Origin of the sequence: Psychrobacter fozii, from assembly GCF_003217155.1 — a bacterium.
GTDB lineage: Bacteria > Pseudomonadota > Gammaproteobacteria > Pseudomonadales > Moraxellaceae > Psychrobacter > Psychrobacter fozii.
This window is the reverse complement of sequence record NZ_QJSU01000001.1, coordinates 24,863-37,966: the sequence shown is the minus strand read 5'-3', so window position 1 is coordinate 37,966 and position 13,104 is coordinate 24,863. Positions and strand designations below refer to the sequence as shown.

The window sequence follows — 13,104 nt, the reverse complement described above, 5'->3', positions numbered from 1 at the left end:
ATAAACGTTTTAACAAACGTCGAAATAGCTTTTGTATGACCTTCTATATGTGGTCTTATCACTTGATGTTAAAGCGTATTCGTCTAAATATCGATATTTTTATGTTACAGAGCAGTTAGCTGAATAAAATACCAACAGAAGCGCTTGATAGCTCAGTGAACAAATCATCACTGAGTTCATAAATTTTGTTATACTCACTGCGTTTATTTAAGATATACAATCATATATTTTTAACCACGAGGGATACAGATGAGCCAATCTAAGTCAGGCTTTTCACTCAGACAGCAGTTCGGTCGCGGTAAACAAATCGCTGGCATGACCACCACTATTGCTGGTGGACTACGCGCCGCTCAACGTATCGGTGCTTTCAAACAGCCACCACGCGAAACGCTACCACGCTATATTCAGGCCTTTTGCCGAAAAATGGCAGGCTCTTTCGGTGTAAAAGTCATTGCAGTCGAGCGAGTCGAGCAACATCATGGTCTGTGGGTATCTAACCATGTGTCGTGGATGGATATTCCTGTGGTAGGGACTTTGAGCCCAGCCTTTTTCTTATCCAAAGCAGAAATCGGCGATTGGCCGGTATTTGGTAAATTGGCTCATGCAGCAGGTACGGTGTTTATCGAGCGTGGTTCCGGTGATGCAGGCACGGTCGCGATGCAGATTGCCAATTTCCTGAGTAAGGGATTCTCGGTTATCTTTTTTCCAGAGGCAACCACTACCGATGGCAAAAAAATCAAGCGTATCCATGGCACGCTACTACAAGCTGCTATAGATGCTGATGTTCCTGTGCGTCCTCTCGTGATTGCTTATGTCAATAAAGATGGCACGTTGAGTGAAGAGCTGCCTTATTATGGCAAGCTAACGATGAAAGATAGCCTGAAAAAGGTGCTCGATAGTAAGGATGTGACGGCTTATGTCTTGCCACTTGAGCCAATAGATCCTAAAGGCTTAAATAAGAGTGAGATTACCAATATATTGCAAGCACGTATGCAAGAAGGATTGGCTGAATTGCATTCGAGAGTGCTGACAAAAGCATCTCAAGAAAAACTAGTTCAAGAAAAGCTGGCTCAAGAAAAAACATCTAAAGCATAAGTTTTCTTAAGTATCAGGCTTGCTTGAATTGATAAGTGAGCAGACATAAAAAAGGCGCAAATCGCAGTGATAGTTCTCGCGATTTGCGCCTTTTCTTTTAAATAGCTATAAGTTAGACTGAGTTAAGGTGATGGATTAGGATGTTGCGTATGTACCGCTTCGATCGCCTCTAACACATCTGCGCTTAGGGTCAAATTAACACTGTCGATATTAGATTTAAGCTGCTCGAGCGTGGTCGCCCCAATGATATTACTCGTGACAAACGAGCGCGAGTTAACGAAAGCCAAGGCCATTTGCGCCATATCTAAACCAGTATCAGCAGCTATTTTGGCATATTGCTCAGTGGCTGATATTGCCTCTTCATTGGTGTAGCGGGCAAAGCGATCATACATCGTCAGGCGCGCACCTGTTGGGCGTTTGCCGTCCAGATATTTACCTGACAATACACCGAAGCCGAGTGGAGAGTAGGCGAGTAGGCCAACATTCTCACGATGAGCAATCTCCGCCATGTTTATTTCATACAAGCGGTTTAATAGACTATAAGGGTTTTGCACGGTAAGAGGTGGTATTAAACCATTTTTATCCGCTTCCCAAAGATAGCGCATGAGTCCCCATGCAGTATCGTTCGATAGACCATAAGCACGAATGCGACCTTTTTTAATCTCATCGTTTAATGCTTGAATGGTCTCTAGAAAAGGTGTCAAATCATCTAGCGGTTGCGATGCCATCTCTTCAGTATAACCAAGCTGACTAAAAAAGTTCGTTTGGCGTTCAGGCCAATGCAGTTGATAAATATCAATATAGTCTGTTTGCAGACGTTTAAGATTGTCATCAATAGCGCCACTGATTTGCTCAGCGTTAAAACGTGTTTGCCCATCACGCAAAAATCCCATAGGAGATATTTTGCTGGCAAGAACGACTTTGTCACGTTGTTTGGTTTTATTAAACCAAGTGCCCATGAAGCGTTCAGTGTCGCCTTGCTTGTCTTTATCCGGTGGTGATGGATACATCTCAGCAGTATCCCAAAAGTTCACACCTTCACTCAATGCCATGTCCATTTGCTCATGCGCTTCGGACTCAGTATTTTGCTGTCCCCATGTCATCGTACCCAGACAAATTTTAGAAACGTCTTCATCGATTTGTGGCAGTTTTTGATATTGCATGTTGTGTCCTTATTATTGTATTAGATGAGCTTTATGCCAGTCACACCAGGTGGTGTCACTTTAAATATTTTTACTTTAAACAGCAGCGATTGCCCGGCAAGTGGGTGATTGAAGTCCACTTCGACTTGGTCGTCATCGATGGCGCTAATCGTACCAGGCAAAGTGTTTTTGCCCTTGTCTTCAAACTCAACCATCATGCCAATCTCTGGGTTGTCAGCGATCAGTGCAAATTGAGTACGGCTGAAATGCTGAATGTTGTCAGGATTCCAATCGCTAAACGCTTGCTCTGGCTCAAGATGAGCGGAGCGTGTATCGCCAGCGCGTAGATTCATCAGTACTTGTTCAAAGCCTGGTAACAAGCTCTCATCACCAATGGTCAAGGTCACAGGGGCGTCGCGGCTAAAAGTAGAATCAATCACCGTGCCATTTTCTAGTGATACTTCAAAATGCAGCTTTACAAGACTGCCGTGAGTGATACGGGTGTCTTCATTGGGATTGATAAATTGTGAGTCGGTCATAGTCAAAGGCCATTCGTTGCGAAATTGGGATATTAAATCAAAAAATAATATGAGAAATGATAAGTCATCTGACAGTGTATGTAAGCGTAAAAAGTGTAACGCAAATAGTGTACTATAGTTGGTTCAAGACAGCTTAGATACGAGGAGGGCGAGTGAAATTACTACAACTCGTCGGCTGAGCAAGTATGAAAGCGTATCTGATTTATATGGGATTGACTACGTATTTAGTGAATTTAAGAGAGAGCGGGCATATCGATGGCTAGTAAGCAGCAGGGGCAAGTTAAAAAGTGGCAAGACGATAAAGGCTTTGGTTTTATTGAAACGGAGAATGGTGATTCTATATTCTTTCATATCAATGAGTTTAAAGCGCGTCGTCGTCCGGATGTCGGTGAGCAAGTGGTTTTTACGCTTGGGCAAGACAATCAAGGGCGCATGCAAGCAAAGGATGTGCAAGAACTGAGCTTTGTGCAACAGAAGATGTCACAAAAGAATAAGCAAATCCGTAAGCGTAATCATAAGCGTAGTGCCCAAGCTGATTTTGAAGCAGGGCAAAAGAAACGATTGTTTTTAGGTGCTGGATTTTATGGTGTCTTAATCTTATTGGCCATAATGGATAAACTGAATTGGTTGGTGGTTGGCTGGTATGCCGCATTAGGCATTATCACCTATGCGATGTATGCCAAAGATAAAGCAGCAGCCCAAAGTGGCAACTGGCGTACACCTGAGTCGACGCTGCATCTACTCAGTGCGCTTGGCGGTTGGGTAGGGGCAATGGTTGCACAGACTTATCTTCGTCATAAGTCGCAAAAGGCTGAATTCCGTGCCGTGTATTATTTAACTGTCGTCATTAATATGGCAGGGTTGTTATTTTTGATCGCTGGTGGTGACATGTCATTCTTAAAAGGTTTGCTAGATTCTTTAATATAAAGGGACAGCAGCTTGCTAAGAAAGAGTAAGCCAAAAAAAGGTGGCTTACGAATGCGTAAACCACCTTTTTTATTTATAAGTTAAACCGTTTTATTTAACTGCTTTCAACTATGCTCGTGGCATTTCACGCTTCTTTTCCAAGAACAGCATATCAATGACAATCATTGCCACACCGATACTGATGCCCATATCTGCAATATTAAAGATAGGGTAATGCCAGACATCAGCATTATGCACATGAATAAAGTCGATGACGTGGCCATGTAGCAGGCGATCGATTAGATTACCAATTGCACCACCGAGTACCAGTGCTAAGCCTGTAGATAGCAGCTTGGCTGTGCGCGGCGCTTTAATCAAATAGCCGATTAAGAACAGTGACATCAATAATGCTAATCCTGAAAAAAACCACTTCTGCCAACCACCAGCATCGGCCAAAAAGCTAAAAGCAGCGCCATAGTTATATGCCAATGTCCAATTAAGGAACGGCTCAATTACAGGCACTGGCTCATGAAAAGTCAGCTTGGTTTCAGCTAACCATTTCGTCCACTGATCGATGATAACCACGACCAATGACAGTAAATACCACGTAAAGGCGCGACTGCCATTAGCGAGAACTTTTGGTGTTTTCATCAGGCGACCTTTCGGCGTTGATGAATTCCCTATCGTCGCATGAGCAGGCTCAGGTGAGCCATCGCTCTGAGTATGCACCTGCTTTTGCTCTAATGGGTCTGTTGAGTTAGGCATAGTGACGCACCTCGCCATCACCGCTGACGTTAGTCACACAGCGTGCGCATAACTCAGGGTGTGCGCTATCTGTGCCGATGTCATCACGGATATGCCAACAGCGTACGCATTTGGTACCAGCAGCGGCACTAATATCTACCACCAAGTCTGTAGATTCTTCTGCATTGCCTTCGGTTTGACTTTCTGCATTTACTTTTTCAGCAGGTGCATCGCTCATCGGCTTTAAGGTGGCACTACTGGTAATGAGTACAAAGCGCAGCTCTTCGCCAAGCTTGGCTAAGCTTTCATGCATCGCACCATCAGCATATAAGTTCACATCAGCTGATAGGTTGGCATTGATAATTTTCTCACCACGTGCAGTTTCGATATTTTTATTCACCATATCTTTAGCGCGCATGATACGTTGCCAGTCATCGTTGCTAATAGCACTTAGCTCAAGAGCTGGGAACTCGTACCAGCCTTCGGTAAACACATAGCTGTCAGCACCATGCAATACTTCCCACGCTTCTTGGGCAGTAAATGACAAGATTGGTGTAATCCAGCGAATAAGCGCTTGAACGATATGGTAGATAGCCGTTTGCGCAGAGCGGCGCGGCTGACCATCAGTCTGTGTCGTGTATTGACGGTCTTTGATGATGTCTAAGTAGAAGCTACCCAAATCTTGGGAGCAAAACGCAGTGATATGCTGAGTGACTTGGTGAAAGTCCATCGCATCATAAGCGCTGATGATTTGTGCTTGTACTGTTTGTGCACGCTCAATGATGAATTTATCAAGACTTACTAGCTCATTGATATCAACACTGTTGGTCGCTGGATCAAAGTCATCGGTGTTGGCAAGCAAGAAACGTAGGGTATTACGGATACGGCGATACATATCGATCGCACCTTTAAAGACCGTTTTACCTGCGCTCATCTCATAACGATAGTCGCTAGAAGCAATCCACAAACGCAGCATATCCGCGCCTGTCTTATTGATCTCTTCTTGCGGGGTTATGATGTTGCCGAGTGACTTACTCATCTTGCGACCATTTTCATCGACCACAAAACCATGGGTTAATACTTGCTTGAACGGTGGACGCTCATACATCGCTTCTGAAGTCAGCAATGAGGTCTGGAACCAACCGCGATGTTGATCAGAGCCTTCTAGATACATATCAGCTGGATTGGTCAATTCATCACGCTGATCAAGTACCGCAAAATGCGTCGTTCCTGAGTCAAACCAAACGTCCAAGGTATCAGTCGCTTTGTCATAGTCAGCCGCTTCTGCGCCTAAGAAATCTTCACAGCTGGCATCAAACCAAGCTTCAACGCCGCCTTCATTGATTTTTTGTGCCGCGACTTCCATTAGCTCAAGCGTGTTTGGATGTAACTCGCCTGTTTCTTTGTGAGTAAAGAAGGTAATTGGCACGCCCCATGTACGCTGACGTGAGATACACCAATCTGGACGACCATTCATCATAGATTCGATGCGGTTCTGACCCCATGTTGGCGTCCAGTTGACTGAAGGAATATCAGCAAGCGCACGATCACGTAGGCCTTTGGCTTCCATGCTAATAAACCATTGCGGTGTTGCACGGAAGATAATCGGTGACTTATGACGCCAGCAATGCGGATAGCTATGTTCAATTTTGGTATGGCTGATTAAGTGACCATTGTCTTGTAAGGCGGCGATGATTTGTGGATTGGCTTTGTAGATATGCTCGCCAGCAAATACGGCTGCGCTTTCTAAATAAACACCAGTACCACTCACTGGATTTTCAACTGGCAAATTATATTTAAGACCAACGATATAATCGTCTAGACCATGACCAGGAGCCGTATGGACTAGGCCAGTACCACTATCAGTGGTCACGTGATCACCTAAGATAAGGGGTACTTGGCGGTCTTCAATCAATGGATGCTGGGCACGCAGACCTTCAAGCTCGCTTCCTGATACCGTCGCTAAGATGCCTTTATTTTCTAATTTAAGTTCTGCTACTGCCGTTTCGATCAGATCGGTCGCCAATAAAAAGTTGCCTTTTTCAGTCGCGACGACACTATAGTCGCTGTCAGGGCTGACGGCGATGGCTTGGTTAGCAGGCAACGTCCAAGGGGTTGTTGTCCAAATGATGGCGGCGATATTGCCTAAGTTAGCCAATGCAGCCACTTTGTCAGTATCGAGTACATCAAAGCTTACGTAAATGGCATCTGATACTTTATCTTGGTATTCGACTTCTGCTTCTGCAAGCGCAGAGCTACAGTCCAAGCACCAGTTAACGGGTTTCATACCGCGAGTGACGTGACCATTGTCATAGATTTTGGCCAATGCGCGCACGATATTGGCTTCTTGATGGAAGTTCATGGTTAGGTAAGGATTGTCCCAATCACCAAAGATACCCAAACGTTTGAAGTCAGTTTTTTGTAATTCAATTTGCGTGCTCGCATATTCACGGCATAGACCACGAAACTCTGTTGCTGAGACTTTTTTGCCGACTTTACCGACTTTGGCTTCGACTTTTTGTTCGATTGGCAGACCATGACAGTCCCAACCAGGGACATAAGGCGCATCAAAGCCTGACAAGGTTTTTGACTTTACGATAATGTCTTTTAGCACTTTATTAACCGCATGACCTAAGTGAATCTGACCGTTAGCGTATGGAGGGCCATCGTGCAAAATATACTTAGGCGCACCGATACGTGCTTGACGAATTTTGCCATACACATCGTCTGCTTCCCAAGCTACCAGCCAATCTGGCTCACGTTTGGCAAGGTTTGCACGCATCGCAAATGGCGTATCTGCGAGGTTTAGTGTGTCTTTGTAGTCTTGGCTTGGTGTGTCGGTACTTTTATCAGTCATAGAAGGTATCTTTTTAAAGGGTAGGTTTGTGTGTCGGTTCAAAACCGGATACAAGGCTCAACGTTCAATATAATACTGGGATTTATGCTGAGTTATTACTGCTTAATTGCTAATATAATAATAGGTATATTGCTCATGATAATTGGTTTATCAACCGTCATGTCAACAAATAACCATTTCGATAAATAGTGACGTCAATAATAAATGGTAATGAGACGATTGCAACATAAAATGTACTGGTAAAAATAATGAGAAAAAATATTTAGATCGGCAGCTATTATATGACAAAAAGGGTAGGGTAAAAAGAGCTGGTCCACTTCACCCAACATCAAACACGTATATCCTCTATTAAATCATACGCATTAGAATATTGATTATCTATTTGTTAAAGTTGCAAGAACTGTCTAAGCATTAAAAAACCGACGATAACCACAGTCGTAACTTTAATGACCAAAGTGGCTGAATCCCCGTGAGTCCTTGCGTCATCTCACCATCTTTTAGAATGACATAGGAGGGTGTGACTTGTCCTTGCCAATCATCAAAGATATAACCTTCTTGATCATTTACCGTCGTAAAGCTAAAGTTTTTTTCAGTCAGGTAATTCTGCAACTCTTGATTAGACCCTGATTGAACGGCGATAGTAACAACAGGATAATTATTTGCGGCGGCCAGCTTGTTGATAGTTGGAGAGGTGAAGCTACAGACTGAACACCACGTACCCCAAAAATATACCAGTGTCGGCTGCTCGTGACTCAACGCGGCTAAATCAATCACTTGTCCTTGATAATCCATCAATTGCAACTGCGGATTGGCTGGCATGACAGGTTGTCGCCACCAGTTGACCGCTGTATAAATCACAATAAACATCAGACCGTATAACAGCACCGTCTTAAATACAGATATTACTTTTTGTATGGTTGTTTTCGTAGGAAGGTGCTCTTTATTTTCAATATCAGTCGTCATAGTGGCTGCTTGGTTATCCTACATGTTTTTAGTAGATAAAATAAACGGCTGAAATGTCAGCCGTATTATTCAAAAATTTGATTACATGATTGTTAATAGGTGGTTTCTCTTACCCATTTGACTAAGGCTTTTGCGCGCGATCCTGTAAGGGATTGCCAATGAGTACGCTGCCTGAGTTTTCACGGCGTTCTTCATCAGTCAGTTTGCTGGCTGGAATTTTGGCTTTCTTTTTCCATTTTAGACTAAATAAATCGTCACGGCGGTCAATCAAGTTATGAACTGAGCCTTCGTTACGCACATGAGTCAGTTTGTCTAGGTTCAAATCAGAGAAAAACACCATTTCGGTATTGGCTGTGGTTTCCGCCATGATCGCATCATGCGGGAATGCAAAATCTGATGGTGAAAAAATAGATGACTGAGCATACTGAATATCTAGACTTTCTACCTGAGGTAAGTTACCAACTGAGCCACAAATCATGACGTAGCACTCGTTTTCAATCGCGCGTGCTTGGGCACAATGACGTACACGTAAGTAACCGTTCTTCGTATCTGTCCAAAAAGGCACAAACAAGATATCCATGTCATCTAGTGCTAAGAGACGAGCAAGTTCGGGGAACTCAACATCATAACAAACCAAGATGCCAATGCGCCCAGCATCAGTATCGAATACCTTAACTTCATCACCGCCTTCGATGACCCAAGCGCTGCGCTCATGTGGGGTAATATGGATTTTGCGCTGTTCTTCAACCGTACCATCACGGCGGCACAGGTAGCTGACGTTATACAAGGTATCGTCTTCATCTAGTAACGGCATAGAGCCACAGATGACGTTTACGTTGTAGCTGACCGCTAGATGCGATATCTCATTTTTGAACCACTCGGTATATTCTGCCAAAAATCGAATGGCAATGTTCTGATCTGTTGACTCGCATAATCCCATTAATGGCGCATTGAAAAACTCTGGCAAGCAGGCAAAATCTGAGTTGTAATCAGCCATGATATCGACGAAGAACTCGACTTGTTGTAATAACTCTTCAGGTGACTCTACTTCACGCATCTGCCACTGGATACCACCGATACGCACCTCGGATTTACGGGTATTTGGCTTGTAGTCTTTTGGCTCATAATAAATATTAGCCCACTCAAGCAGGGTAGCAAAACCTTTAGACTGAGCATCATCTGGCAGATAAGCAGTCAAGATACGTTTGACAATAAAGCCATTCGATAATTGGAATGACAGCGCAGAGTCATGGATTTCACGAGCAGCAACCGCATCGATATAGTCGCCAGGTGTGAGGTCTTGATGATTATGATAGTTAGGAATACGACCACCGGCTAAAATCGCACGGAAGTTTAGCTGACGGCACAGCTCTTTGCGCGCATCATATAATCTACGTCCTAAGCGATAGCCACGATATTCTGGATCAATCAAGGCATCTAGACCATAGATAGCGTCGCCTTCTGGGTTGTCTCTAATAATCTCTTTTTGACCAATTAAATCGTCATAAGTATGTGGGTTAGAAAATTTGGCATAATCCACGCGCATAGAGAGAACGATACCGATCAGCTGATCATGATCAAACATTGCAATCTGCCCTTCAGGAAAGGCATCAATCAAAGTATGGATAGTGGTTTTTGACCATGCGCCGCCTAAGTTGACATAAACACGGTCCATCAATTCTTTTAATTGTGGATAATCTTTTTTCTTGATCTCAGCAATCGTTAGGTGAAGGTCATCTAGTTTTTCTATCTTGCTCATAATGTTCCTGTTTTGAATATTTATGGTTGTTAATCATAGCTAATAGGGTAGCGTGAATTCTGTATTGACCTGATACGTGGTCAGTCTGGCCGAGTTTACTACTTGTAGTATTTTAACTCGCCTTCCTTGTATATGGATTATCTTAATCGAGTTTAGCAGTCACGTTGGCAAGTTTTTATATAAAAAAGTGATAAAAACATTCCAATCGCAAAACATTACCGTTACAATAATTTATCATTGTATTTACAATAAGTTATGCGTGTATTTTATCTTATTTTTCCTGTTAAATTCAGCGTTACCAAAGTGGTTTTTAAAGGTAATATCGCTTAAAAATGATTGTTTGAAAATGACGATAGGAAGTCGCAAAATTTGTATGTGACTATCTTCACTATCGTTTATGACTATTTTCAGGTAATGCGTATGAAGAAAACCTCATATTAATTCGATAGCATTTTTATATAGCATTTCTTACTTGGCAGTTTAGTCGCTTTATGTCGCTCGTTATCATAGCAAGCTACACAAGCAATGACAGTCTAACGTGGTAACTATTTGCTACGTTTTTGTGAGTCAGTATCTTTTTATTCGGGCATCGTTTTCCTTTGCTTGTTTTGTTTAGCCGTATTCAAACGGCTTTTTAGGATTGTTTTATTATGCCCTTAAGTCACACCGATAGAATCAGTACGTGGGACGAGATAGAAGACTCAACTCTGGTCCAATTGGTTTATGTCAGTAGCCTGACGATTGCCTCACGCTTAAGCGCCTCTATATTTGACGAAGTAGAAAGCCATGCACGTGACTATAATCAGCAGCATGGCATCACCGGTACGCTATGTTATGGTAGTGGCCACTTTTTGCAATGCATCGAAGGTGAGAAGGCTCACGTATATGCACTAAAGCAACGAATTTTTGCAGATAGCCGCCATAAAGATGTTGAGGTGCTGCTCTTGCAGACCATAGAACATCGTAGTTTTGCTGACTGGCGTATGCGTTTGCTGTTTTTGGAACGTTGGTTATGGTCACCAGCGACCAAAAATCAAGCCACGCAATTGTCACCGTATTTGCCATTTGCACCGCATGGCTGGTCTCCTGATCGTACTGAGCAATTTCTGCACATCATAAAAACCTTCGACAGTCCGCCGCATGTGAAAGCCGCAGGTATTACGTATAATGCACTGGGTAATATGTTTCGCCATATCGCGGCCCCGCATCAAGCCTTTTTGATCATTCAAGGGTTTTTAAGCGTATTGCTCGTGGTGGCGCTGATACTACTATATCTATAAATTATCGCTTTTATAAGCCAAAAAAAGACGCTAACCTTCATGGGTTAGCGTCTTTTTTATTGAGGGTAGGTTAAACGTTTAAGATATCTTCAATCTCGTAAGTAATCAGCCCATTACATATCAAAAATCTTACCGCGGTTCATGATATTGTTAGGATCAAAGACTTTTTTGACCTCTCGTAAATAATTAATCTCCGTCTCGCTGCGGCTATAGCTCAGATACGGCTTCTTCGTCATGCCCACACCATGCTCAGCAGACACCGAACCGCCATATTTTTGTACTGTTTCGAACACATATTTATTGACCACCTGACACTCTGCAAAGAAATCGTCTTTGCTCATGTTTTCAGGCTTTAAGATGTTTAGATGTAAGTTGCCATCACCGATATGACCGAACCAGCACACTTCAAAGTCAGGATAGTTACTGCTGACAATATGATCAATCTCAGTGATAAACTCTGGCACATGACTGATAAGAACAGAGACGTCATTCTTATAAGGCGTAAATACTGAAATAGTCTCAGAGATGTATTCGCGAAGCTTCCACAGCTCTTCAGCCTGTGCCAAGCTCTGACTCATGACACCATCAATGACCCAGCCTTGTTCCATGCAGTGCTCAAATATGGCCATGGCCTTGTCCATAATTGGCTCATAAGGCGCTTCGAATTCTAGCAACGTATAAAACTTGGTACGTGATTCAAATGGCTCTTGTACTTGACCATGTGCCATTAGCTTGTCAATCGCGACATCATCAAAGAACTCAAACGCGGTCAAATCAATTTTAGCTTGAAATGCTGCCAGTACATTCATGACATCGTTAAAGCTGTCCATGCCAAGTACCATGACGTTTAAGTCTTGTGGTTGGCGCTCAAGCTTGATTTGCGCGTGGGTGACTAAACCTAGCGTGCCTTCGCTACCGATGAACAATTGGCGCAGATCATAACCCGTGGCATTTTTCACCATACCGCGGTTGAGGTGCAAGATATCACCTTTACCCGTGACAACGGTCAGGCCCATAATCCATTGACGGGTCATGCCATAACGAATGACTTTGATACCGCCTGCGTTAGTACCGATATTGCCACCGATTTGACTAGAGCCTGCTGAGGCAAAATCAACAGGATAGTACAAGTCTTTAGACTCTGCGAATGCTTGCAACTGCTGAGTGATGACACCGGCTTCGACTTCAACTATTCGATCGGCTGGATAGAACTGTCCGATACGGTTCATCTTATCCATACTGACGACAATCTCACCATTAGCGGCGACTGCGCCAGCTGATAGACCAGTACGACCACCACTTGGCGTCAGGACGACATTGTGCTCATTGGCAAGTAGGACGATAGATTGCACTTGCTCGGTGGTCTTTGGAAAGACGATGGCGGCAGCGGCAGGCGCAAAATGCTTGGTCCAGTCTTTGCCCCAATGCTCTAAGCTCTCAGCATCGGTTTTGATTTGGTTGGTGTCAAATTGATGAGTGTCAATCAGCGTGCTCAAAATAGTTTGGACAGCTGCGGTATGGGTTTCAGATGTGCTTTGGCTAGATAAAGAAGTCATGGTCAGATCTCGGTATAAACAAGCGCTATGTATAAAGGGGATTATTGTATCGCTAAATGGATAGAAACATACTTATTCTAATTGTAGTGACTTACGCATTGTTGTGACAGCCGCACTTTTAGATAAGTGTGTTCAACTCAGTAGGCGTTGGTGATTATGGTAATTATAGAGCGATATGATGGCATGTGCATGCACAAGCGTAAATAGTATAGTAAAGAAACTATTTAATAAACATTGAAGGATATAATTCACTATAGCATAAA

10 protein-coding genes are annotated in these 13,104 nt (G+C 43.3%); 3 read left to right on the top strand and 7 right to left on the bottom strand.

What is annotated here, in order from left to right; translation table 11 throughout:
- Nucleotides 1-249 precede the first annotated feature (249 nt).
- Nucleotides 250-1,095, top strand: coding sequence for a lysophospholipid acyltransferase family protein (locus tag DFP82_RS00160; RefSeq protein WP_110921719.1), 846 nt, complete (start codon nucleotides 250-252; stop codon nucleotides 1,093-1,095).
- Between the two features lie 122 nt (nucleotides 1,096-1,217).
- Here the strand turns inward: DFP82_RS00160 and DFP82_RS00155 are convergent, their stop codons facing one another.
- On the bottom strand, nucleotides 1,218-2,258 hold the full coding sequence (locus DFP82_RS00155) for an aldo/keto reductase (RefSeq protein WP_110921718.1): 1,041 nt from the start codon (nucleotides 2,256-2,258) through the stop codon (nucleotides 1,218-1,220).
- A gap of 20 nt (nucleotides 2,259-2,278) precedes the next feature.
- Nucleotides 2,279-2,776, bottom strand: a complete 498-nt coding sequence (locus tag DFP82_RS00150) for an FKBP-type peptidyl-prolyl cis-trans isomerase (RefSeq protein ID WP_110921717.1) — start codon at nucleotides 2,774-2,776, stop codon at nucleotides 2,279-2,281.
- A gap of 255 nt (nucleotides 2,777-3,031) precedes the next feature.
- Here DFP82_RS00150 and DFP82_RS00145 point away from each other — a divergent pair, with 255 nt between their 5' ends.
- Nucleotides 3,032-3,703 (top strand): DUF1294 domain-containing protein, encoded by a 672-nt coding sequence (locus DFP82_RS00145; protein ID WP_110921716.1) that lies wholly within the window; start codon nucleotides 3,032-3,034, stop codon nucleotides 3,701-3,703.
- Nucleotides 3,704-3,811: 108 nt separating this feature from the next.
- Here the strand turns inward: DFP82_RS00145 and lspA are convergent, their stop codons facing one another.
- The 4 genes from lspA to DFP82_RS00125 form a co-directional block, all read right to left on the bottom strand.
- The gene (gene lspA / locus DFP82_RS00140; RefSeq protein ID WP_110921715.1) at nucleotides 3,812-4,447 is read right to left on the bottom strand and encodes a signal peptidase II; all 636 of its coding nucleotides are present in this window, start codon (nucleotides 4,445-4,447) and stop codon (nucleotides 3,812-3,814) included.
- Nucleotides 4,440-7,283: an isoleucine--tRNA ligase gene (gene ileS / locus DFP82_RS00135; protein WP_110921714.1), complete on the bottom strand. Its 2,844-nt coding sequence runs from the start codon at nucleotides 7,281-7,283 to the stop codon at nucleotides 4,440-4,442. The genes lspA and ileS overlap by 8 nt, the downstream gene beginning before the upstream one ends.
- Before the next feature lie 411 nt (nucleotides 7,284-7,694).
- Nucleotides 7,695-8,246: a protein disulfide oxidoreductase gene (locus tag DFP82_RS00130; RefSeq protein WP_110921713.1), complete on the bottom strand. Its 552-nt coding sequence runs from the start codon at nucleotides 8,244-8,246 to the stop codon at nucleotides 7,695-7,697.
- A gap of 121 nt (nucleotides 8,247-8,367) precedes the next feature.
- The gene (locus tag DFP82_RS00125) at nucleotides 8,368-10,005 is read right to left on the bottom strand and encodes a carbon-nitrogen hydrolase family protein (protein ID WP_110921712.1); all 1,638 of its coding nucleotides are present in this window, start codon (nucleotides 10,003-10,005) and stop codon (nucleotides 8,368-8,370) included.
- A 650-nt stretch (nucleotides 10,006-10,655) separates the two neighbouring features.
- Here DFP82_RS00125 and DFP82_RS00120 point away from each other — a divergent pair.
- Entirely contained in the window at nucleotides 10,656-11,285 is a 630-nt protein-coding gene (locus DFP82_RS00120; protein WP_110921711.1) for a BLUF domain-containing protein, read from the top strand.
- 113 nt (nucleotides 11,286-11,398) lie between these two features.
- Here the strand turns inward: DFP82_RS00120 and DFP82_RS00115 are convergent, their stop codons facing one another.
- The gene (locus DFP82_RS00115; RefSeq protein ID WP_110921710.1) at nucleotides 11,399-12,841 is read right to left on the bottom strand and encodes an FAD-binding oxidoreductase; all 1,443 of its coding nucleotides are present in this window, start codon (nucleotides 12,839-12,841) and stop codon (nucleotides 11,399-11,401) included.
- Nucleotides 12,842-13,104: the final 263 nt, after the last annotated feature.